The sequence below is a fragment of the Ureibacillus endophyticus genome, from assembly GCF_024159215.1.
GTDB lineage: Bacteria > Bacillota > Bacilli > Bacillales_A > Planococcaceae > Ureibacillus > Ureibacillus endophyticus.
In genome coordinates this window covers 18,928-42,730 of the sequence record NZ_JAMYWW010000002.1, presented here as the reverse complement: position 1 = coordinate 42,730, position 23,803 = coordinate 18,928, and the positions used below count along the sequence as shown (strand labels likewise).

The window sequence follows — 23,803 nt, the reverse complement described above, 5'->3', positions numbered from 1 at the left end:
TTTATTCACCTCTTACTTCCTTTGAATCAATTATGCCAATGACAACCGCATCGATTGGTAAGGGGGTACTGTCAAAAATGTAGCGGGCAGAACCACCACTTGTTACCAATACTTCATCATCAATGCCTGCCCCGATGCGATCAGCCACAACGAGTTCATGTCGAATCGGTTGGTTATTGGAATCGATGGGTTGGACAATGAGCAATTTCAATCCATTTAAATTTTCTTCTTTCCTTGTGGCCCAAACATTGCCGATAACACGTGCAATCATCATGGCTTATCACCTACGCTTCTTATTGTCGTACTAATGTAATGCCTTTTCGTCTTGCCGCATCTTCCGCAAGAGCTGTCACAATGGTCTTTTTCGGTAAGAGTAGTTCAGGAGTGGTTAACTTCAGTACAGCTTGTTCAGTTAAAACTTTCTTTTGATACACGGTCAATGTTTTCTTTTGTTCTATAGGTTTTCTTTCATTTTCGATCATTGGCATATGATGGTTGGTTTCTTCTTCTGAGAGAATTTCGCCATATGTGCTTCCTTGGATAAAGGCAGCGTTTCCTTCATCGGTATCGATATGCATTTCTAACCGATAGCGCTCAGAAACTCGTATTTTCACATTTGTAAAAATAACAGGTCGAGCTGAATGGGCACGAACATTGATGGATTGCCCATCTATTACGTTGAATCGACGCGCATCGTCTGGAGACATATGAATATGGGAAGCGGCGACAATACATCCTTCATGTAAGTAAATGCTTCCTTTTGGTCCGACAATAGTCACAGGTGCTGAGTTTTGAATATCCCCTGAAAAGCGGAGTGGTGCAGAAATGCCTAATTTCCGAGCATCCGTCAAGCTCACTTCCACTTGCGTTAAATCACGTGCAGGACCAAGTACACGGACATTGGATATTGCATCTTTTGGTCCGACGATTGTTACTTGTTCGATTGCCGCAAACTGACCGGGTTGGGAAAGCTCCGATTTTGGTGTCAAAGTATACCCTTTGCCAAACAATTGATCAATGTGCTCTAAACTCAAATGAACATGACGTGCAGAAACAGCAATCGGAATTTTATGATCAAGTGTTTCATTTGCCGTAGCAGTTTGATTCAGTTGTGTTAAGACTTGTTCAACAATGGTTTGGATAAGTTGTTCGTCCATCCTCCTTCCTCCTCTCTTTCTTTTTTAATTAGTAGTCCTACCGAACCTTGTGTAAGGGAAGCCGCATTTCCTTCGTCGGTATCAATGTGCATTTCGAGTTGAAAGTCCGGTGATACACGAATGGCGACCTGATGAAAAGTGATGGTACGTTCAGAGTCGACAAAGACATCAACGAATTCACCGTCTGTCACCCCGAAATCAGCAGCATCCTTTGGCGTCATATGGATATGTGCTTGGGCAATAATGCAGCCTTCGGTTAGTGTTACTTCACCATAAGGGCCAACCAATGTAATACTTTCACTACGTTCCAAATCGCCAGAGAGTCTTGTAGGAGGGCGTAACCCTAATACAAAACTTTCGGTTTTACTAATCTCTACTTGTGAAGCACTTCTTGCGGGACCTAATACCCGAACGCCTTTAATCTCTGCTTTTGGCGTTCGGAGGGTAAGGCGTTCTTTTGCCGCAAATTGACCTGGTTGTGATAAATCAAAATCAAACGTAAGTGATGCATTAGGTCCAAATAATTGAGTAATATGGGCATCACTTAAATGGACATGACGAGCTGATATGCCGATGGGCACAGCTGTTTTTATGTTCATCTTCATCCCTACCAATCTATTGATCTAGCTTTGGTAAAATGAATTCAAGTTCATTATGAGGACGTGGGATAACATGGACAGATAATAAATCTCCTACACGTTCGGCAGCTGCTGCACCTGCGTCTGTAGCGGCTTTAACTGCACCAACATCACCTCGCACAAGAACAGTTACAATACCGCCACCTACATGGACTTTCCCAATTAAATTGACATTTGCTGCTTTTACCATGGCATCGGCTGCTTCAATCGCTCCTACTAACCCTTTTGTTTCAACCATTCCTAATGCTGTACCTTGACTCATATAAAATTCCTCCTCGATTAGTTGTTAATTTTTTTCAATACTTCTTCGACAATTTTGGCGATGACGTCTTCATTGATAGACAAATGAGATGTTTGGGACACAACAGATGTTACGGCGTCATTGATTGGGGAAGTGGGGATATCCACTTCTTTTACACCATAAGACATTCGTTTTGTTAACATCAGATGTTCGGCTGAAATATTATCGGAAGTAATATTGCCACCGAATGAGCCGCATCCTAATGTAAAGGACGGTCTTAGATTCGTTGTCCCTCCAACAGCGCCTAATGTGGACATGGTATTGACTACAATTCGTGAAACTGGTAACGTGAGTGAAAATTCTCTTGCTAGTTGTTCGTTTTCTGTATGAATGGACAAAGTGTGGCCTCGTCCGCCTAAGTCTAATAAACTACTACATAGGCTTTTCGCTTCTATATGATCTTTTACTCGATATACCGCTAAAATAGGTGATAGTTTTTCGAGTGAGAAAGGTACATCTTTCCCAACACGTGATTCAAATCCCGCAATAACCTTGGTTTCTTTCGGGATGCTAATGTTTGCAAGGGCCGCAATGGTTTGTGGTGACCTACCGACGATTTTGGGATTTACTTTACCAACTTCAGGTGAGATCACTTTTTCCATGGCCTGTTTTTCAGCATCATTTAAAAAATATACGTGTAGTTTTTTTAATTTTTCGATGGCTCTCTCATAGATAGCGTCATCTAAAATTAACGCTTGTTCGGTTGCACAAATCGTGCCGTAATCAAAACTTTTACTTTCGATGACATGCTTTAATGCCCGGTCTAATTTAGCGGATTTTTCAATATAAGCGGGCACATTTCCAGGACCAACACCATATGCGGGTTTACCAGAACTATACGCAGCTCGTACTAATGCACCACCACCCGTTGCCAAAATAACATGGGTACCAGGATGTTTCATTAATCGTTCTGTCGCTTCCATTGATTTTTGTGTTAAACATTGGATAAGTCCTTCTGGTGCGCCTGCTTTTCTTGCGGCTTCATCGCATAAACGTAAAGCTTCGTTTGTACAGTTCACCGCATATGGGTGGGGACTTACGACAATGGCATTGCGTGTTTTTAAGGAAATTAATGTTTTAAAAATGGCTGTGCTTGTTGGATTTGTTGTGGGAATAATTGCAGCAACCACTCCATAGGGTGTTGCGAATTCAACGGTCTTTTTCTGACGGTTTTCGTTAATGATTCCGACTGTTTTTAATGCTTTAATATCTTCGTATACTCCTCGAGAGCCTACTTCATTTTTCATCTTTTTATGTGCGACCACGCCCATTCCAGTTTCTTCAACGGCTAATTTAGCTAAATACTCGGCGTTTTCGTACGCTATATCTGCTATAGCTTTAACAATTTTGTCAACCTGTTGCTGGTCAAAGGTCATAAAGCGATTTTGTGCTTCATTGGCTAGTCTAACTTTTGAATCGACCTCTTCAAGTGGACTCATATGACTCGTTGTCGTTTTTAAGATTTCAATCATTGTTCACCCATCCTTTCTCACGATTCTATTGGCTGAACTGCAATTTTCTCAATGGTTTGTCGGAACGCTTCTGCCGCCGCTTCGCATGCAGATTGTGAGCCACTAAGTAATCCTCCACCAAAGTTTGTTTCAGAGGGAGGACCGTGAAATACTTTTAACTCTACATCTGCCGCTTTTAAAGCAGCATCAATTCCAGCTACAGCCTCTAGTGGTGGGGCAATTAAATAAGCTAACGCACTGCCAACGGGAACATTAGCTGTTTTCGCTAAATAACTACCACAACTTGATACTGTATGGGCATAGATGGCATGGTTACCTAAATGCCCAACTTCCTCGAAATAGGCGTCATAGGTCACTTTCTGCTTGATGGCTTCAAATGCGCTCGTTATTTCATCAGGGGAAGAGCCGGCTATGATACCAATCATTTCACCTGATAATGGACCAGATGCATGAGCTGCCCCTGCATAAAAACTTTTTGCGTATACTACTTGGACATCCGCCTTTTTTGTTGCTTCATCAATAGCCGTATAACCGACGTCATCAATGGTGAAGGTGACAATGCCGATACTTTGGTGTTGTGGAGTTAACTGTAATGCTTGGGCGAGTTGGTCGTTTACTCTCGGAATGGTTTTCATAGCTAAAATCTCCGCATATATACGTGTGTTCATCTGTCCACCTCCTAGCCTTCTTTTTCTACTAATTTGATACCGCTTGCTTCATACTTCAAAATCTTTTCGATAAGGGTCCCTAAAAAAGCACCGGCTTCTACAGGAGGGATTCCACCTTGATGTATGTTCGATACAACGGTTCGATCTGATTCAATCGTTCCATGGCGTGGTTGGTAACAAATATAGGCACTCATTGACTCAGCTGTAACTAATCCTGGTCGTTCTCCAATTAAATAAATTACAACAGTAGGTTTTAATAATTCACCGATATCGTCCATCAAACCGACTCGCCCTTGTTCGATATAAAAGGGTGTGCCAATTGTTAATTGAAGACTTTCTAAACTTTGTACTAATGAAAGATACACATTTTCTAAATTGGCATTAATCGCTTTCGCACTTAGTCCGTTAGAAGCAATGATTTGTACTTGTGGTTGCATTATGCAACGATTAATCAATACCTCTTTGGCATGTTCATTTAATTTTCTACCTAAGTCCGGCCGTAAAATATATGTTTCTTTATCGTTTTCTACTTTCGTTTGGATTGTGAAAAAACCTAATTTTTCGAGTAAGGCTGTGTCCACTTCTCCGTAGACAGAATCAACAGCTGCTGCATGATCCAAACGGAATTTTAAAAGCGATTTTGTAAGTGGTCTTGGCCCTGAGCGACCAATCCCAATTCGTGCTGGCGTCTTTCTTCGAGCGTTAGCATAGCGTTCGTCGAAATCTTCGGAAAATTCCTTCGGTGTAATATCTTGTATAGGAATGCCATCATTCTTTAGAAGGGGATTAGTCTCCTGTAATAGTTCAGATGGATTCCGTATTGAAATCAGCGGTCTTTCGTTTCGCTGCGTTTGTTCACTTAGTGTTTCAATAACCATTTTGGTGATTTGTTCAATTGTTTTGGCGTCCATATCTTCACCTTCACCTACCTTTCAAAAATTGTTAAATCCCCAGCTCGGGCACTTAATCGTCCATTTTCATAGATTCCCATTTGGACAAGCCAATCGTAAAAGGCGGGAGATGGTTTTCGATTAAATGTTTCTTGTAATGTGGCGATATCATGATAGCTCATCGATTGATAATTGAGCATTACATCATCACCCAAGGGAGCCGCGATGATAAAGTTGACTCCTGCTGTCGCAAGGAGTACGCCCAAGTTCTCGTTATCATTTTGGTCTGCTTTAATATGGTTGGTATAACAGATATCCACGCCCATTGGAATGCCGTGAAGCTTTCCCATAAAATGATCTTCAAGACCAGCTCGAATAACTTGTTTGCTGTCATATAAATATTCAGGACCGATGAACCCAACGACGGTATTGACAATAAAAGGATTAAAATGACGGGCAAAACCGTAATTCCTTGATTCTAATGTCATTTGGTCGATATCATAATGAGCATCTGCAGACAGTTCAGAGCCTTGTCCGGTTTCAAAATAAAAGATATTCGGACCGGCACTTGTACTCTGTTTTTTCATTAATTCATCTGCTTCCCGTATCAATTCAGCGGAAATCCCAAAGGAACGATTGGCTTTTTCGGTGCCAGCAATACTTTGAAAAATCATATCGGCAGGTGCCCCTTTTTGAATAGCTTTCATTTGCGTTGTAATATGGGCAAGCACACAATTTTGTGTTGGGACCTTCCATTCATTCATAAATTCCTTAGTTCCTTCTAAAATGCGTTTTACACTTTCGACTGAATCATCTACCGGATTAATGCCAATAACTGCATCGCCCACACCATACGAGAGGCCTTCTTTTAACGACTCTAAAATCCCATCTAAATTATCAGTAGGATGGTTCGGTTGTAGACGAGAGGAAAGGGTTCCTTTTTGTCCAATGGTGATGTTACATGTAGTAACAATTTCAATTTTATTTGCTGCATGGATTAAGTCGAGATTGGACATTATCTTTGCCACAGCAGCAATCATTTCGGAAGTTAATCCCTTACTGAGTCGTCGTAATTCTGCATTTTGGACATCGCTGCGTAAAATATATTCGCGTAGTTCAGCGACAGTCCAATTTTTAATTTCGTTATAAACCACTTCATTAAGATCGTCATCTATAATTCGTGATACTTCATCCTCCTCCATTGGAATAAGGGGGTTATTTCGAATATCTTTTAATAGCAATTCACTTAGGACCACTTTTGCCGCAATGCGCTCTTGCACGGTTTCGGCAGCTAACCCGGCTAAGACATCTCCGGATTTCAACTCGTTGGCCTTGGCGAATACTTCTTTTAAATGGCGAAATCGATACACAATTCCACCTAAACTTGTTGAAAGGTTCATAGAATCCCACCTTTATGCTTTATGAAATGCGAGTGTTTTGATAACGACGGGAACGACTCCTGAATAAACAGGCTTCCCGATATCGATATAATCATTGGTGTTAACATAAATTTGATCAATACAAATGATGTTTTTTTTCTTTGTTTTGCGTTTTAATGTTTGGCCCAGTGCTTTCGCGTAATCGGATTCTAAAATCACGATAATTGTGTTATTTCTAGACCAATGTTGTAGGACGCATTCGGCTATTTGCTCAATATCATGAAACTGTAGGTACGGAATGTTTTTTAAATAGAGTGCGAAATAAGTTTCTTCGCAGTCAATCTGGTATAGTTGTTCGGCTGTTGAAATGGCATATCGAATTTTCTCTGCGATATCCCCGTGCGATTGTTGAAAATCACAAGTGTGTACGGGAATATTTTTTAATGGTAAAAGATCTTCGCTTACTTCGATGGTAGAGCCACTTACTTCGGTTGATTGTGCACCTGCGCCTGTGACGGTCGCCCGGACAGTTTCAAGTGGCTCTAACCATTGAAATTCCTGTAATGCTGGATTTTGCAATATGCTATGTGCAATTTCTTCCCCCATATCATCAAATGTATAGGATGCCTCTACTGTCTTTAACTCTGGATATAAAAAGCGAGCGACACCACCTGAAAACATGAGGCAATCAATCGGTTCGGTCCAATTTGGTAAATGTCCGAGAAGAAGTGGAATCTTGTCTGCATCCTGTTCGCCACGTAACACGGCATTTAAACTTAGAAGCATATTTTCAATGACCCATTGCTCAGTGACTCGATCATATGGTGAATTGACTGATATTGTTCGACCATGTTTTATGAATAAGCGTTGAATGGCGGGGGCAATGGAAATAAGGCGCCCCTGCTTATACTCCATCAACCGTCCTCCAAGGTGGAGGGTAACGGTCCCAATAACCTCCCCATGCTTTAAAACTGCGATATTGGTTGTCCCACCACCGATATCAATATTCGCAATGACTTTGGAAGTTTTCTTCGAGTAAGCTACTGCTCCAGAGCCTTTTGCTGCTAATATGCTTTCTAAGTCCGGACCGGCTGTTGCGACTAAAAACTCACCAGCTGCATCGGATAAATAATGGATTAGTTCGCTAGCATTTTGTTTGGTGGCAGTTTCACCAGTAATCAAAATTGCGCCCGCTTGAATATCACTTGGGTGAACGTTTGCTAATTGATATTGTGAAAAAATAATTTGTTCGATTTGTTTAGCATCAATGGTGGTGTTATCAAGCAAAGGCGTTCGAAAAATAGGACTTTTATAAAGGACGATTTTATCGATAATTTCTACCCGTGGTACATGGGTTCTACCCGCTGTGTTTTGCAGGACGAGTTGACTGATGATAATTTTCGTCGTACTGGTACCGATATCTATTCCCGCACTTAAAATCGTATTTGTTTGTTGAGCCATCTTTCACCACTCCTTAAAAGAAAAGATGTGGATCCTTCGCTTGTTCCACATAGGCTTTCATTTCATTGATTGTCTGGCATTGTATTAGGCGTCGAATATGCTCTACTCCAATATTTTCGATAGCAGATGTCACAACAATCGGTGCCTGTCCAATCGCTTCTTTTAAAATGGTTGTAGCACGTGTTATATCTGCTTTATCAGCGTCGCATTTAGTAATGACCCCAATCGGTAATTTTGAAATTCCTGTTGCGAAAAAGGGTGGGAAATTTGAAAATGTGCGCGTCGCATCTTGTAAATAAACAATGTGTGTTGCCTCAAAAGATGTGGCGATAATATTTTTGTAGAATAATGGATTTTCCAAATATTCACCAGGTGTGTCAATGATCCAATCCTCATAACTGAGTGCTTGTGTTTTCACCGCATCGAGAGATTTCTTTAATAGCGCTTTTGTTAATGTGGACTTTCCAGAGCCTACTGCACCGATAATCATTAATTTATTCATTCATGTCCCTCTAGGATTTCGTTATTTTTGAACCGGTGTATCCTAAGTTTTTTTCTAAAAAGCGATTAATTTCAATGAGTGCCATTTCCACTTCTGACACACTCCCCACAATGACGAAGCTACCTGTAAAGCGATCTAAGAACCCGATCCGAACATTCGCTGATTTCGTTGCTAAATCACCGGCAATAATGACAGTTTCACTAGGTGTTAACGTCATGATGCCTAATGCCCCGGCTTCTTGAATGCCGAGTTTCTCTAGTAAATCACGGTCTGGATTCGCAATGACATGACTAAGTGTTATTTGCTTCCCCGGTACAAACTCTTGTATGAACCTTCTTTTTTCTTCCGCGATGTTTATCACCTTCTTTTCTTGCGGTCATTCATTCTTCTCTTAATCTTATGATTGTGTGAAAAGAGGAATACTCAGTTCCTTATATGAATGTCAGTAAGTTATGAAATTTCAATCAACTGATAACTACTAAATTAATACGTAAAAAATTAAAAAGCAATGAATTACTAAAATTTTTCAGATTTCCATAGAAAGAGACCTAGAAACGATATCATTAGGCCAACGAATAAGTTATAGTAAAATATATAATATTGGCTATAAATAACATATTAATAACTATTTATAGGATCTTTTAATTTTATTGAAATAATAATTTTCCTTGAGAACATTTTATAATTTTCCTATTGTTTTGTAGTAGAATTGCAAAAATCTGCTTTTAAAAAACATCTTTTTTTTAAAAATGTTCAATTTTTAAAAAAGACTGAATATTGTATATTTTTGAAAAAGCCAAGGGGGTCACACACATGCAAACAAGTGGAAAAGTGAAATTACCAGAAGGAAAAAAAGTAGCAGTTAATATTGGGGTTGATTTTGATGCAGCGTCAGTATGGTATGGAACATTCAATAAAATCTCACCAGCATATTTAGCAAGAGGTGAATTTGGAGCAGAAGTAGGCGTACCAAGACTATTAGATTTATTTAAAAAATATGAGATTCAAACAACATTCTGTATCCCAGGTCACACAGTTGATACACACACAGAAGTAGTCAAACGAATCATTGATGATGGTCATGAAGTTTGTCATCATGGCTATGCCCATGAAAATCCAACTGATATGTCCTTTGAAGAAGAAGAAGCGATTTTATTAAAAGGATTAGAAGCATTAAAACGTGTAGGGGTAACACCAGTTGGATATCGTTCACCGGCTTGGGATTATAGTCCGAATACGTTAAAACTATTGGAAAAATACAACTTTAAATATGATAGTAGTTTAATGGGGAATGATTTACATCCATATCGTCCACGTGAAGTAGTGGTCGATTTTGATAAAGGGAATACATTCAAAGATCCAAGTGATGTCATTGAAATTCCAGTATCTTGGTACTTAGATGACTTCCCTACACAAGAATATGTTATTGGTGGCGGTGAAGGAATGCGCTCGAACACAGAAGTTTATGAGCGTTGGAAATCTATTTTTGATTATGCTGTTAACAATTTAGAGGGTGCTTGTTACGCATTAACAGTGCATCCACAAACAATTGGACGCGCACACAACATTCAAATGCTTGAAAATCTAATTATTTATATGAAAGAAAACGGTGCTTATTTTACAACGTTAGAAAATATCAGCAAATCTTATTACGAAGAATAAATCGGAGGTGAACTCAATGGATGTAAAAATTGCAAATGTACAATTTCAGTTTAAGAAATATGAAAGTTTCGGTGATTTTGAAAAGCAAATTCTAGCAATCTTTGAAAACGTGCCAACTGATTGTGATTATGTATTGTTTCCAGAATTAATGACAGTTGGTCTGTTAACGACTTTTGAGGGGTATGAAAACTTTACAAGTGCTGATAACGATAAGCTACACGTCTATCTAGAAGAGTACATCACACTATTTAATTCCATCGCTACAGAAAGAAAACAAGCCATTATTGCAGGATCAACAGTGGAAAAAGACGGTGAAGCGTACTATAACACGGCCTACATTTTTGATGGGAAAGGCAGTTATGTGAAACATCGAAAAACACACATTTTCCCTGCAGAAGCAGAATGGAAAGCACAAGAAGGCGACGTGTTAGATGTATTTGACATCGGACCAGCGAAAATTGCGGTAGCAACGTGTTACGAAATTGAAATTCCAGAGATTCCAACGATTTATAGTAGAAAAGGTGCTGAAATTATTTTCTGTCCTTCTTATACATTCACAGAGCACGGTTTCTGGCGAGTGCGTCATTGTGCTGAATCAAGAGCAATTGAAAATCAAGTGTATGTCGTGCATTCTCCAATTATCGGAAATATCGAAGGACCTGTAGAACCTGGATTTGGAAAATGTTCTGTAATTACACCATGTGAGCCACCTTGGGAAGCAAATGGGATTGTCATCGAAAGTAAAGTAGATACAGAAGACGTCCTTTTGACAACATTAAATATCGATACACTTTATGATCGACGTGCAAACGGTGTTGCGACGACGTATAACGACCGATTAAGAAGAAAAGAGTTATTCCAAAAATATGAAGAGGTGATGAAATGAGAAAATATTTTCTATTTTTACTAACAATGGTCATTCTCGTATTGGCTGCTTGTAGTAATACGGGTGAAACAGTCGACACATCTGCCCCAGCAGAGGGTGATGGTAAAGAAGCAGCAAGTGGAGATAAAGGTGATATCACAGTTGCCTACTTCTCTGCAGGTGCAAGTAACAACTATTTACAAACAGGGATTCAAGAAGTAGAAAAAGTAGCGGCTGATTATGGCTGGAAGGTAGATGTATACGACGGTGGTTTTGATCCATTAACACAATTAAACCAAGTACAAAATGCGGTAGCACAAGATAAATACGATGCATTCTTAATTGAAGCTGTAGATGGTAATCAACTATGTGATATTGTTCAAAGCGAAGTACTACCAAAAGGCATTGCAGTATCAGCCATTAATATTGAGTTATGTGGTGCAATTGATGAAGCAGCAGAAGGTACATTAACGTTTGTCGGTGGACAAGGGGTTAATATTTATGAAGACATTTATAAAAATATCGTAGAAAACAACCCAGATGGTGGAAAAATTGCGGTAATTGGTGGTCCATCAACAGGTACACCATACTTAAATAACGTTAAAGGGATGGAAAAAATCATTGCGCCGGATGACAAGTGGGAAATTGTAGGTCCGTTCTCTACCGACTACACAGCCAACCAAGCATTCCAAGTGGCGCAAAATGCAATCCAAGCAAATCCAGATTTAAAAGTGATTTTCTCGAACTACTCAGGTATGACAAATGGTGTAGTTGAAGCGGTAAATGCAGCTGGTAAAAAAGGTGAAATCAAAATTTATGATTTCGGTGGAGATGAGTGGTCCTTTAATGCTATCCAAAATGGCGATATCGAGCAAACGGTAATCATGTTACCAAAAGAAGAAGTTCAACGTGGAATGGAAGCAATCAAATTGCATTTTGAAGGCAAAGACGTACCAACTTTCTATGATTTAACAACAGAAGAAATTCTTCCAGGAACACCTTATGTAAACAAAGATAATATTGGCGACTTTGAAGCAAAAGGATTGCCTGAATACTAAGAGCGAGGTGGATTTTATGAGTAGAGATTCAAACTTTATCCTCATTCAAAACTTATCAAAGAAGTTTGGAGATTTTTACGCAAATCAAAACATTAATATCTCTATTCCCCAAGGCGATTGTCATGCATTTATTGGACAAAACGGTTCTGGGAAATCAACGCTCATCGGGATGCTATCGGGCAGAATTACGCCAACAGAAGGACAAATATTCATCGACAATGAGGAGCTCCATTATGGAGATCCTCATAAGTCGAGGGAAATTGGAATAGCAACCATCTTTCAAGAGTTAACAATAATACCGGAAATGACGGCGTTAGATAATGTATTTCTCGGTTATAAAAAAGATTCGAAAGTTTTTGTCAATAAAAAGCAACGTGTACAACGTTTTAAGGAACTCGCTGATATGTTAAATACGAAAATTTCACCCAATACATTAGCGAGTAGCCTATCCATTGCCGAGCAACAAACACTCGAAATTATGCGATGCTTAAACTTAAACTCGAAAATTTTAATTCTAGATGAACCAACGTCTTCTTTAGCCCAGTCTGAACGAGATGCACTTTTAGAAACATTGTTAGGGTTAAAAGAACGTGGTATTACCATTATTTATGTCAGTCATCATCTCAATGAAATCATGCAAATTTGTGATTCGTTCACCATTTTAAATAGTGGAAATGTTATCGAGCATACGACGATTAACGGGTGGACGAAAGAAAAAATCGTTCACAGTATGCTTGGAGAAGAAGTCGATAGCGATTTTAAAAAGCTACTTGATTCTGAATATCCGCACCAACAACCGTTTGATGAAGTGTTATTTTCTGTTGAAAATTTAAGTAGTTTTGACTTTCTAAAAAACATTTCATTCAACATTAGAAAAGGTGAAATTTTAGGACTGGGTGGTTTAGTTGGATCAGGAAGAACGGCCATTGCGAGTACATTATATGGACTCGGTTCGAAAGTGCAAGGAAAAATGACTCTTGAAAACCAAGAGATCAATGTACCGAAATCACCTAGAGAAGCCATTCAACGTGGTATTGTGTTAGCGCCAGAAGATCGCAAGAAAATTGGACTTCATTTAGATTTCGAAGTGCATGAAAATGTTAATATCATTGATCTACCTAGAACCGGAAAAGCCACATTTTTCTCAAAAAAGAAGTCGAAACAGTTAGCAAGAGAATATATGCAAGATTATAAACTGACAAGACCGATTGAATCTCGAGTGAAAAATCTGTCTGGTGGGAATCAACAAAAAGTACTTCTCTCCAAAGTGACAAGTGTGAATCCGAAAATTTTAATTGTGGATGAGCCGACACGAGGTATTGACTTAGGTGTCAAATTGGAAGTGCTTAGAAAATTAAAGGAATTAGCCTTAACGGGTGTGAGTATTATTGTCATTTCATCTGAATTAGAAGAAGTGGTCGCGGTTAGTAACCGAGTACTTGTTGTATCCCAAGGCGAAATTGTCAATGAGTTAGAAGGAGATAATATTTCCGTGAATAAAATCATCGAATCCGCATTCTTAGAAAGGAGTGAAGTACATGGATAATAAGTTACTACAACCAGATTCCGTTAAAGTATCACTAAAACAAATCAATTTTAAAACATTATCGTTAAAATATGGGGTAGTGGTCGCGTTTCTTGCGCTAATCATCGTATCGTCCTTTTTATACACAGGCTTTTTAAACCCAACAAATATCTTCAACATGTTAAGCCAACTTGCAATTATCGGGATTATGGCTGCGGGAATGACCTATGTCATGATTACAGGTGGACTCGACATGTCGGTGGGTGGAATTTATGCCGCGACAGCCGTTGTTGCAGCGAGTTTAGTAGATACGTCTTCCATTTTTGTAGCTGTATTAGTTGGATTATGTGTCGGTTTAATCTGCGGTTTAATTAATGGGGTACTCGTAACAACATTAAAGGTTCCACCGTTTGTTGCGACATTAGGAACTGGTTCAGTATTCACCGGATTTGCGTTAGTGTATTCCAATGCCCAACCATTTTTCGTGAAAAACCCGGATTATAAGTTTTTCGGTTCTCACTATATTGGCGCGATTCCGGTCTCTGTCATCATAATGTTCGCAATATTCATAATATTAGGAATTGCGTTAGCTTACACATTATACGGGAAATCCCTTTATGCCGTGGGTGGAAACAAAGAAGCTAGCCATCTTGCAGGATTGAAAACGAACAAATTAATTTTAAGTACGTACATGATTTCTGGTTTATGTGCTTCAATTAGTGGCATTATTTTATCTTCTCGTTTAGCACAAGGACAAGCCAATATTGGTGCTTCGATTACACTTGATGTCATTGCAGCGGTCGTAATTGGTGGAACATCGTTATCAGGTGGACAAGGTGCAATTTGGCGAACGTTTATTGGTGGCAGTATTTTAATCATGATTTCTAACGTATTAGATAGTCTTTCTATTAGTAGCTACTGGCAACAAATTTTCAAAGGGTCCATCATCATCATTGCAGTTATGATTGACTTTTATGGTAGAAATTATCTTCAAAATAAAGGGGAATCTTAATGAGATTACAAGACAAAGTAGCCATTATTACTGGTGCAGGCAATGGTCAAGGGTTAGCAGAAGCCAAATTATTTTTAGATGAAGGAGCAAAGGTAGTTGCAACCGACATTAACCTCGATAATTTAAAAGCATTAGAAAACCGATATAAAGAAAACGTCCTAATTCTTCATCATAATATTTCTAAAGAAGCAGATTGGGATACAGTGATTAACAAGACGGTCGAGCAATTCGGTCGCATTGACATTCTTGTAAACAATGCCGGGGTGCCATCACGTGCTTCCGTACAAGATGAAACATTAGAAGGTTGGAACTTCGTTATGGATATTAACTCAACAGGAACGTTCCTAGGGGTCCATAAATGTTCGAAAATCATGATGCAGCAAAAATCCGGTAGTATTGTGAACATTTCTTCGGTATATGGCATTATCGGGGAAAAAGGATATGCCTCATACCATGCATCGAAAGGTGCAATTCGCAGCTTAACTAAAGCCTCTGCACTTGACTTAGCAGAGTACGGTATTCGCGTTAACTCTGTCCATCCAGGTATGATCGAGACGGAAATGACAAGAGACTTATTTGAAGACGAAGAAAAATCGGTGTGGATGAAGGAAATTACCCCACTGCCGGTATTAGGAAAGCCAGAAGATATCGCGTATGGCGTGCTTTATTTAGCAAGTGATGAGGCGAAATTTGTTACCGGTAGTGAACTCGTAATTGATGGTGGATGGATTGCAAAATAAAAAACATATGGAGGTGGGAATGTATGGAACAAGTTGTTGTAATTACGGGTGCAGCGACAGGAATTGGTAAAGCTACAGTTAAAAAGTTTCATAGTGAAGGGTACACGATTATCGGTTGTGATATAAATGTGGAACAAGGTAGGCAATTGGAAACAGAATTTGGTAAAAAGGTCATTTTCTTCGAATTAGACGTTACTAAAGAAATAATGTGGGAAAATTTAAAAAATTATATAATAGAGAAAAATTATTCTATTAAAGCGTTATTTAACAATGCTGGAATTTTTATTATGAATAGTTTAGAAGGTACAACCGAGGACGAGTACAATCAAATGTTTGATATTAATGTGAAGGGATGCTTTTTCGGTCTAAAATACATTGCCCCAATTCTTTATCAACAACAAGGCGGTTCTATTATTAATGCCTCTTCCAATGCGGCTTTATTTGGCGCAAAAGGGTTAGGGATTTATGGTGCGACAAAAGGAGCAGTACGAACACTGACAAAAAACGCTGCGATGGAATACGCACCGTACGTTCGAGTAAACTCCATCCACCCAGGATACATTCACACGCAAATGATTGAATATGCGGCCAAAGTATCCAATAAAGAGCCGATTGATCAAGCAAAATTTGTGCCGTTAAAACGCTTGGGGAATACAGAAGAAATTGCAGAATTAGTTTATTACTTAAGTAGCGACAAAGCATCCTATATTACAGGAAGTGAACTAGTTATCGATGGTGGTGTAGCAGCTGGTCAATCAATTTGGGAAGAAGAGGAATAAAAGAATACAAGGTGGTGGGACTATTTATTATTTACCTATTAAATATAAATATATCATCCTAACCACCTGCGTTTTTATCATACCGTATATTATTTTAATGTACGGTTATATTGTTCAAACTGAAAACCAACAAGAGAAAACTTACATTAAAAGTAAGTTAGAAACTTTAAAGAAGACCGACTACCTTTACTCGAGTTTATCAAACGAAAATGTAAACAAAGTGGTCTTTCATGAGTTGTTAATTTCTAGTTTAGATGGTTATGCAGACATCATTGTTTTGGATGAAAGTAAACAACATGTGTTATTTACAAATAACAATCATATTGTCACAAAACCAAAGTATTTTCGTGCATTAGAGGAATCTCCATATAAGGCGTATGAAATCGAGTATCTGAAAGTGAAGCGGATATTGATGTATTCCTACGATGAGTATACAAAAAAGTACTATATTATTATCGAACCAACAAAAAACGCCTTTGATGAGATTAAACGAAACTCTCAAAACATGCTGATGATTATCTCATTATCCATTGCTTTATTTTTAGTTATCATCTATATTTATTCGAATAAAATCAGTTCAACCTTATATACCTTAACGGATATGATTAAAAACTATCGAAGTCAAAACACATTGCCACAATCCTATATTCAGTCAAACAAAAAATTTTATGACGAACTGTATAAAATTGAAAATGAAATCTATGAAACAGTTAATTATTTAATAGAAAGAGAAAATAAACAAACTCAAGCGTTTTATAAATCCCAGTTAGAAAATTTACAAAATCAAATCAATCCACATTTTTTATATAACACACTTGAAAATATTAACCAACTTGCGATGATGAATGATATAGAAGTTATATCAAACTTAAGTAGAGGGTTAGCTAACTTATTTCGTTATAATACGGAAGACCGAAACCCTATTACTACAGTGAATAAAGAACTTTATATTATTTCGGAATACATCAAAATTATGAAAGTTCGATTTTCGAGTATTGATTACCATGTCCATATACAGGATGACAATTTGCTTGAGTCAGAAATGCTGAAGTTTACATTGCAGCCCATTGTTGAAAATATTTTCAAACATCAATCAATCCGAGAACATTTTGAAATCAATATTGATATTTATGCACGAGATACCTATCGAATCATTGAAATATACACGAACCAGTCCGTTGATGTGGAGATTGATTTAAATAAAGTGAATCATTTCGTTAATTATGGAAGAGAAGACGGATCTGGCATCGGTTTATATAACGTGAACAAACGAATTCAGCTGCATTATGGAGACGATTATGGCGTCTATTTGAAGTTGCGAGAAAATGGAATCCTTGTAAGTACCGTATCATTGCCGCTTTAGTTGAACGACACTTCAAGACATAAAGGGGTGAAAACGTATGATGAATCTATTTATCCTAGAAGACGAGACTTTTATTCGGGATGGTTTAGAATATTATTTTAAAAAGAACTTCAAAGAATTATTGAATATTATTTCTTTTTCCAATGGAGAAGAATTAATGAGTACATCAAATGAGTTGGTGCCTGATATCATCATATCTGATATTAACCTTCCTGGTATTAATGGTATTGAAACTATCCGTTCATTGCAGGAACAATACGACTTTAAAGCAATCTTTCTTTCTGGTTATAATGACTATCATTATTTACGTTCGGCCATCCATTTAGGTGTAGAAGATTATCTATTAAAACCCGTAGATTACGTTTCATTAAAAAAACTCGTTTTATCGTATATTGATGATAAACAGAGTAATTTATATGAGAAAAATAAACGCTTTTTAATGAATATGATTAATAACAATCCGTTAAATGAGGACGTAGCACAACAGGTAAAGAAGTTGGAGTATGACTATTTTCACGTGTCTCTCAGCACCTTTTATGACGGGTCAAAGGTTCCTAGTAACGGTGTTGCGTACACTATCCCTTTATTTGATGAAGAAATTATCGTCGTCAATGCGATGAGCAAAGTTAAATGTACGTGTAAATACTGCTTTTCCTTTAATGAAGAGGAAATGGAGCATTTATCGAAATATGTGAAGGATTTACTATTATTAAAAGATATCCATATGAAACAAAAAGAGCTTTATTATCAATTTAATGATTTCTTTATTAACTTTAATAATCCGAACGAAATGAAGGATTTACTTTTGAAATTAGAACAAGCGACGACGATCAAACAAAAATCTGATATCATTCTTGTTTTTCTTATTCAATATATGAGTAATTTCAAAGACTTGAGCAATTTCGATTTGTTGAAAAAAATTGCGAATCTCACTACACAAAATTATTTGACCAATGAAGATATCGACACAATCATCGCTAATTATATAAAGCCACTAATTTTAAACCTAACAAAAGACTCTTCTTCTGAGAGTTTGTTTACAAAAGAGGTCATTCAATATATTGATACGAACTATAAAGATCCGGCACTAGACTTGAATTCTTTATCTTCTATTTTCAATAAAAGTAGTGCAAACCTCAGTATTATTATCAAAAAAGCACTACAAAAAAACTTTACCGTCTATTTAAATGAACTGCGAATCGAAAAAGCCAAGCAATTGCTTGTGGATACAAAAATTAGAATCAATGATGTTAGTCGTGAAGTAGGCTACAACAACGAGGAATACTTCACCAAAGTGTTTAAAAAATATACCGGTGTTACCCCGCTAAAGTTTCGTAATTTGCATACCCCCTAATATAGATTGGAGCGTCATTCATGGCGCTCCCTTTTTTATGTATAGACGGTTTTTTTCTTTTCTCTATTCACCGTTTAATGATGGTAAACATGCTGATTGAATATCTAAATTTGCTGTAGGATGTGCGACCTAATTGATTCCCCCTTACAACAAAACCTTCAAAAGTTGATAATGTACGACTTACAGTATTTGGCATAGACAAGTCCCCTCACTTGTTTTTATTTTTAATCAAGCAAGTTGTATGCCAAAGTCTGAATTTTTTGATAAAAAAGCTTTAATAAATTTATTTTTACGAATATAATGGTTATGGCAAACTAAAAATGTACCATTCGGACATTAATTTATGCATGAAAAAACCACTTGTCAACATTATCCAATAAAGTTACACTCCTCGTTGGACCAACAACGTTTAACAGGAGGTAATATAGGAGATGTTGCAAGTGGTAGAAATTAATTATATCAGACATGAAGTTAATCATAAAGGGCGTTCCTACAAGGAAGTTGCAGAAAGCGTAAATCATGATCAACGTACAGTTAAAAAGTACGCTGATTTAGAAGAGTTTCCACAAAAGTTAAAGCAAAAACGCAAATCGCCCGTATTAGATGCCGTAAAACCGATCTTAAATAGTTGGCTTGAAGAAGATTTAAAAATGAAAAAGAAGTTCCAGCGTACTGCAAAACGCATGTATACGCAGTTAGTTGAGGAACATGGATTTAAAGGTTCAGCAAGAACTGTAAGACGTTATGTTAGCTCGCGAAAAGAAGAGTTAAAGAAAGAAGCAGAAAGTGCTGTACTTCCATTAGAGGCGCATAAAGGTACTGCACAAGTTGATTTTGGGAAAGCCCCTTTTAAATATGCAGGGGAAATAATAGATTTACCATTTTTAGTAATGTCTTTTCCTTATTCAAATACATTCTACTTTCAGGTATTTCCATCCGAAAATACAGAATGTCTATTAGAAGGTCTGCAACGTATATTTAAACGGTTAGGTAGCGTACCTAAAACAATTCGTTTTGACAATCTTTCACCTGCGGTTAAAAAGATTCACGCAAAGGGAGAGCGTGAGTTAACGGACATGTTCGAACGTTTTGTTTTACATTATGGATTCGAATATGAATTCTGTAATCCTGGCAAGGGAAATGAAAAAGGACACGTTGAAAACATGGTGAAGTATTCACGAAACAACTATTTATTACCTGCGCTATCGCTTACAGATTTAAATGAATTGAATGAGCAATTATGGGAAAAGGCTGAGAAAGACTGGGAACGGATTCACTATGAAAAGAAGCGAAAGCAGTCTGAACTTCATTTAGAGTCCGTCGCAAAACATTTAGTTTTACCAGAAAAGGAGTTTAATTGCGCTCGTATCATGACTGCGAAAGCAGACAAATCTGGATTTGTGCACATCGATTCAAAACTTTATTCTACTTCACCGCGTTTTGCGCAAAAGAAAGTGTTCGTAGAAGTTCTGTATGATGAAATTCGGATTTTAAACGAAAACTATGAATGCATTGTAAAGCATCCGAGATTGTATGGCAATCAGGCCAAATCTATGGTTTGGCAACCTTATTTAAAATTATTGGCACAACGGCCAAAAGCAATTAAATATTCGGGTGTATATGATCATTTACCATCAGAATGGCAAGCCTATTTAAAAGCCTCTACGGAAGATGAGCAAAAGGCAGCACTATCACTTTTAGCAGAATTAATGACCGTAGCTACATTTGGTCAACTAAACGAAGCGTTGATGACCGCATCTAGTAATGGGCATCCTTCGGCTGAACAAATTAGGCAGGCTTTTAATGCACAAAAATTCAATCAGCAGCTCTATCAGGACATTCAAACCTCTGAGGAAATCCCTAAACTGCCAGAAGTGACTAGAGGTTCAAGTCACTATGATGATCTTTTTAAAATGGAGGAGAAATCATGACGCAGCTACTAGAGGATTGTGCAAAACGTTTGAAATTAAGTCAGTTACGTTCACATATTGCGGAATTAACCGCTGATCAAATTCAGTTTCTAGAGCAGCTCTTTACACGAGAAATTGAGCATCGTGAAGCAACAAAACTGAATTTATTATTAAAGCAGGCGCAGTTGCCTCAAAGTGGTCATGAGCCGTTTAATTGGCAGCATGTGCAACTAGCCAAAACATTATCGAAAGAGGATTTATGGGATGGACAGTTTATCTCTGAAAAGGAGAATCTTATTCTTTACGGTGGTGTAGGCACTGGAAAAACTTACTTAAGTCGTTGCATTGCATTAAATGCCATTACTAAGTTTGGTCATAAAGTACGCTTTTACACAATTGCAGGACTCGTTAATCAACTGATTGATGCGAATCAAAAAGGGCAGCTGAATAAATTAATGAACCAAATTGATAAATTAGACCTCCTTATTCTTGATGAGCTAGGCTATATTCCGTTAGGAAAAGAAGGGGCAGAGCTTCTCTTTCAAGTGATTTCGATGTGTTATGAAAAGCGTAGCGTCATTATTACGACGAACCTTCAATTTGGACAATGGAATCATGTATTTGGGAATCAAATTTTAACAGAGGCGGTAATCGATCGCTTAATCCATCATTCACATTTAATCATCTTTACTGGAGAAAGCTATCGATACCGTAATTCTAGTATTCGAAAATAAGTAAAAATAGTGTTGGCAAGTGGTCGCAAAATTAATGACCATTTATTACATTTTTTGATTGCCAAATGCAATATAATGAAAACAGGGGAAAAGAGAGAGAAATTTTGTTTAAACGGGGGGATACAATGAATTTTGATTTAATCATGTCGCAGCAATTGTCACAAACACTGACGACAGAACTTATTCAGCACTTAGAGGTTTTACAGTTTTCGGAAGAGGAATTAAAAAGCTATATTTATGAAAAAGCTAGTGAAAATCCGTTCATTAATGTGCTTGATCATGATATCCAATCAATGAAAAATGTGATGGACTATTCGTTATATCAATTTTCGGACTCAACGAAAAAGCTAAATAACGAGACGTATTCGTTTCTTCAGACGAATATTACGCATAAAGAACCAGTGGAAAAAGCTTTATTAGAGCAAATTCCGCTACATCAAGATTTGAATGAATTAGACCGGAAAATATTAAAATATTTAATCTACCATCTAGATGATTACTATTTTTTAAAGATTGATCTTGAAAGCGTTATCAACCGTTTTAACGTGGAAGCTTCATATATTGAAAGTTTGATAGACCTTCTACAAACTTTTGAACCAATTGGAGTAGGTGCTCGCGATTTTACGGAATATTTATTAATCAAAATCGCCAATGATCCATTTGCGCCAGAGCTGGCAACCGCTTTTGTACAAGATCATTTAGAATTGGTGGCAAACTATTCCATTAAAGCGTTAAGTAAAACGTATAAAGTTTCTACAAAAGAAGCGAAAGAGGCAGTGGACTACATTCGAAATTTAAAACCACCGATGTCGCAATGTACAGATATTCGAGATGAGTTTATCGTGGCGGATGTGGAAGTGAAAAAAGTACAGGGTGAATGGGTGATAGACGTTTTGAATCCGAACCGCCCTAAAATTGAAATGAATGAAGAGTATGTTGCATTATTGAAAGACAATATGGAACACCAAGATTACTATAAAAAATGTTTAAAAGATTACATGTTATTAACGCAAGGAATTAACCAACGTGATAAAACGATTTATAGTGTGTCGAGGGTGTTATTAAACTTACAACCTGCCTTTTTCGAATCGGGGATAGCAGCTTTAGCGCCTCTCACATTAAAAGAAGTTGCATCAGTATTAGAAGTGCATGAATCGACCATTAGTCGTGCAATTCGTAATAAATACATTCGAACACCGCATGGAATTTTTGCTTTCCGCAACTTATTTACAAGAGGGATTTCAAATACTTCTGGAAAAATGGATTCAGTTCAATATATTAAAAAGCGCATTCAAGAGCTGGTGGCGAGTGAGGATAAAAGTAAGCCTTATTCTGATCAGCAAATTACCAACGAATTAGTGAGTGAAGGAATCCAAATTTCAAGACGTACTGTGGCAAAATACCGAGAAGAATTAAATATTTTAAGCTCTAGTAAGCGTTTATATGCATAGAAATAGTTACATAAAAAGTGCATTCAAAAACAAGTAAAATTTTTGAATGTACTTTTTTACTGAAAGCTACTAACTATTTGCTTCCGGTTCTGTTTCTGTTTCCTTTTTTAAATAAGTAATCATTTCGGCATTAAGGCTTTTCTTCGCTGTCCTCAAATCCGCTCGTTGTTGTGCTCGTTCAAATAAATAGTGTTCTTCTTTTGTTTCTGGAATGATTTTCGGTACCTTCGTCGGCTTACCGTTTTCATTCAACGCAACAAACGTAAAGAAGGCGATGGACGTAAGACGTTTTTCACCAGTTCTTAAATTTTCCGCATGGACTTTAATACAAACTTCCATTGAGCTATTCCCAGTCCAAATGACAAAGGATTCGAAACAAACGTAATCCGTTGGGTGAATCGGTTTTAAAAATTCAACGGCATCGGTGGAGACTGTTACACACTCGCATCGACTATGTTTAGCGGCAGAGATGGAGGCAACTTGGTCCATATCACTTAATAACCGTCCACCGAAAAGAGTATTATGATTGTTAAAATCATTGGGAAATACGCGACTTGCTCGAAAAACACGAGAAGCATCACAATTTTTTTCCTTCAACATATATATCACCGTCCGTTAATAGTCTCTTCGTTCTTTTTAAAAATTCCCTCATCTCAAAATAGATGAGGGAATTTTTAAAAAAAGGGGAGGATCAAAAAAGCACGGGGGCGCACTGTAATTGATCCTTTTGAAATTGTTCATGCCTAACCATTTTTTAATAGGTTCAGTGCACACATGGATTTGTTCTACTTGGTACTCTATGCCCTTTAATAAACGCTACTAGATGATCTCCAAGTAAAGGGGAAGAATACTTTCTAATAGTTGTGGAGATATTAGAAAACT

At 37.6% G+C, this 23,803-nt stretch carries 25 protein-coding genes; 12 read left to right on the top strand and 13 right to left on the bottom strand.

Annotation, left to right across the window (positions count from 1 at the left end):
• Window position 1: 1 nt before the first annotated feature.
• The 11 genes from NKR20_RS18535 to eutS are packed head-to-tail and all read right to left on the bottom strand — an operon-like array spanning window position 2 to window position 8,820.
• Window positions 2-274 carry a EutN/CcmL family microcompartment protein gene (locus tag NKR20_RS18535; RefSeq protein ID WP_253428304.1) on the bottom strand — a complete coding sequence of 91 codons (273 nt, stop codon included), beginning with the start codon at window positions 272-274 and terminating at the stop codon, window positions 2-4.
• Window positions 275-293: 19 nt separating this feature from the next.
• Window positions 294-1,157, bottom strand: a complete 864-nt coding sequence (gene pduL / locus NKR20_RS18530) for a phosphate propanoyltransferase (protein ID WP_253428302.1) — start codon at window positions 1,155-1,157, stop codon at window positions 294-296.
• Window positions 1,115-1,756, bottom strand: coding sequence for a phosphate propanoyltransferase (locus tag NKR20_RS18525; RefSeq protein WP_253428300.1), 642 nt, complete (start codon window positions 1,754-1,756; stop codon window positions 1,115-1,117). The genes pduL and NKR20_RS18525 overlap by 43 nt, the downstream gene beginning before the upstream one ends.
• Before the next feature lie 16 nt (window positions 1,757-1,772).
• Window positions 1,773-2,057 carry a BMC domain-containing protein gene (locus NKR20_RS18520; protein ID WP_126660680.1) on the bottom strand — a complete coding sequence of 95 codons (285 nt, stop codon included), beginning with the start codon at window positions 2,055-2,057 and terminating at the stop codon, window positions 1,773-1,775.
• 17 nt (window positions 2,058-2,074) lie between these two features.
• The gene (locus tag NKR20_RS18515) at window positions 2,075-3,568 is read right to left on the bottom strand and encodes an aldehyde dehydrogenase family protein (protein WP_253428298.1); all 1,494 of its coding nucleotides are present in this window, start codon (window positions 3,566-3,568) and stop codon (window positions 2,075-2,077) included.
• Window positions 3,569-3,585: 17 nt separating this feature from the next.
• Entirely contained in the window at window positions 3,586-4,236 is a 651-nt protein-coding gene (gene eutL / locus NKR20_RS18510; RefSeq protein ID WP_253428296.1) for an ethanolamine utilization microcompartment protein EutL, read from the bottom strand.
• Window positions 4,237-4,247: 11 nt separating this feature from the next.
• Complete coding sequence (gene eutC / locus NKR20_RS18505) at window positions 4,248-5,147, bottom strand: ethanolamine ammonia-lyase subunit EutC (protein WP_253428294.1); 900 nt, start codon at window positions 5,145-5,147, stop codon at window positions 4,248-4,250.
• A 14-nt stretch (window positions 5,148-5,161) separates the two neighbouring features.
• Window positions 5,162-6,526: an ethanolamine ammonia-lyase subunit EutB gene (locus NKR20_RS18500; RefSeq protein ID WP_253428292.1), complete on the bottom strand. Its 1,365-nt coding sequence runs from the start codon at window positions 6,524-6,526 to the stop codon at window positions 5,162-5,164.
• 12 nt (window positions 6,527-6,538) lie between these two features.
• Window positions 6,539-7,966, bottom strand: a complete 1,428-nt coding sequence (locus NKR20_RS18495) for an ethanolamine ammonia-lyase reactivating factor EutA (protein WP_253428291.1) — start codon at window positions 7,964-7,966, stop codon at window positions 6,539-6,541.
• A 13-nt stretch (window positions 7,967-7,979) separates the two neighbouring features.
• Window positions 7,980-8,468, bottom strand: coding sequence for a EutP/PduV family microcompartment system protein (locus NKR20_RS18490; RefSeq protein ID WP_253428290.1), 489 nt, complete (start codon window positions 8,466-8,468; stop codon window positions 7,980-7,982).
• Between the two features lie 10 nt (window positions 8,469-8,478).
• Entirely contained in the window at window positions 8,479-8,820 is a 342-nt protein-coding gene (gene eutS / locus NKR20_RS18485; protein ID WP_253428571.1) for an ethanolamine utilization microcompartment protein EutS, read from the bottom strand.
• A 461-nt stretch (window positions 8,821-9,281) separates the two neighbouring features.
• Between eutS and NKR20_RS18480 the strand changes: the two genes are divergently transcribed.
• From NKR20_RS18480 to NKR20_RS18440, 9 genes are all read left to right on the top strand, one after another.
• Window positions 9,282-10,130 (top strand): polysaccharide deacetylase family protein, encoded by an 849-nt coding sequence (locus NKR20_RS18480; RefSeq protein WP_253428289.1) that lies wholly within the window; start codon window positions 9,282-9,284, stop codon window positions 10,128-10,130.
• 16 nt (window positions 10,131-10,146) lie between these two features.
• Window positions 10,147-11,016: a nitrilase-related carbon-nitrogen hydrolase gene (locus NKR20_RS18475; protein WP_253428288.1), complete on the top strand. Its 870-nt coding sequence runs from the start codon at window positions 10,147-10,149 to the stop codon at window positions 11,014-11,016.
• A complete protein-coding gene (locus tag NKR20_RS18470) occupies window positions 11,013-12,053 on the top strand; it encodes a sugar ABC transporter substrate-binding protein (RefSeq protein WP_253428287.1) in 1,041 nt (346 codons plus the stop codon). The genes NKR20_RS18475 and NKR20_RS18470 overlap by 4 nt, the downstream gene beginning before the upstream one ends.
• 16 nt (window positions 12,054-12,069) lie before the next feature.
• Window positions 12,070-13,599, top strand: coding sequence for a sugar ABC transporter ATP-binding protein (locus tag NKR20_RS18465; protein ID WP_253428286.1), 1,530 nt, complete (start codon window positions 12,070-12,072; stop codon window positions 13,597-13,599).
• On the top strand, window positions 13,592-14,590 hold the full coding sequence (locus NKR20_RS18460) for an ABC transporter permease (protein ID WP_253428285.1): 999 nt from the start codon (window positions 13,592-13,594) through the stop codon (window positions 14,588-14,590). The genes NKR20_RS18465 and NKR20_RS18460 overlap by 8 nt, the downstream gene beginning before the upstream one ends.
• On the top strand, window positions 14,590-15,330 hold the full coding sequence (locus NKR20_RS18455) for an SDR family NAD(P)-dependent oxidoreductase (RefSeq protein ID WP_253428283.1): 741 nt from the start codon (window positions 14,590-14,592) through the stop codon (window positions 15,328-15,330). The genes NKR20_RS18460 and NKR20_RS18455 overlap by 1 nt, the downstream gene beginning before the upstream one ends.
• A gap of 23 nt (window positions 15,331-15,353) precedes the next feature.
• Window positions 15,354-16,109, top strand: coding sequence for an SDR family NAD(P)-dependent oxidoreductase (locus NKR20_RS18450; RefSeq protein ID WP_253428281.1), 756 nt, complete (start codon window positions 15,354-15,356; stop codon window positions 16,107-16,109).
• Window positions 16,110-16,206: 97 nt separating this feature from the next.
• Window positions 16,207-17,472, top strand: a complete 1,266-nt coding sequence (locus tag NKR20_RS18445; RefSeq protein ID WP_253428279.1) for a sensor histidine kinase — start codon at window positions 16,207-16,209, stop codon at window positions 17,470-17,472.
• 37 nt (window positions 17,473-17,509) lie between these two features.
• Entirely contained in the window at window positions 17,510-18,826 is a 1,317-nt protein-coding gene (locus NKR20_RS18440) for a response regulator transcription factor (protein WP_253428270.1), read from the top strand.
• 67 nt (window positions 18,827-18,893) lie between these two features.
• On the opposite strand, the gene NKR20_RS19490 is transcribed toward NKR20_RS18440, so the two are convergent.
• Window positions 18,894-19,022 (bottom strand): hypothetical protein, encoded by a 129-nt coding sequence (locus NKR20_RS19490; RefSeq protein WP_301286055.1) that lies wholly within the window; start codon window positions 19,020-19,022, stop codon window positions 18,894-18,896.
• 235 nt (window positions 19,023-19,257) lie between these two features.
• Between NKR20_RS19490 and istA the strand changes: the two genes are divergently transcribed.
• The 3 genes from istA (at window position 19,258) to rpoN (ending at window position 22,921) form a co-directional block, all read left to right on the top strand.
• Window positions 19,258-20,757: an IS21 family transposase gene (gene istA / locus NKR20_RS18435; RefSeq protein WP_097075058.1), complete on the top strand. Its 1,500-nt coding sequence runs from the start codon at window positions 19,258-19,260 to the stop codon at window positions 20,755-20,757.
• On the top strand, window positions 20,754-21,470 hold the full coding sequence (gene istB / locus NKR20_RS18430) for an IS21-like element helper ATPase IstB (protein ID WP_121216053.1): 717 nt from the start codon (window positions 20,754-20,756) through the stop codon (window positions 21,468-21,470). The genes istA and istB overlap by 4 nt, the downstream gene beginning before the upstream one ends.
• Window positions 21,471-21,595: 125 nt before the next feature.
• Window positions 21,596-22,921: an RNA polymerase factor sigma-54 gene (gene rpoN / locus NKR20_RS18425; protein ID WP_253428268.1), complete on the top strand. Its 1,326-nt coding sequence runs from the start codon at window positions 21,596-21,598 to the stop codon at window positions 22,919-22,921.
• Window positions 22,922-22,990: 69 nt separating this feature from the next.
• On the opposite strand, the gene NKR20_RS18420 is transcribed toward rpoN, so the two are convergent.
• On the bottom strand, window positions 22,991-23,521 hold the full coding sequence (locus NKR20_RS18420; RefSeq protein ID WP_253428266.1) for an acyl-CoA thioesterase: 531 nt from the start codon (window positions 23,519-23,521) through the stop codon (window positions 22,991-22,993).
• Between the last annotated feature and the right edge of the window lie 282 nt (window positions 23,522-23,803).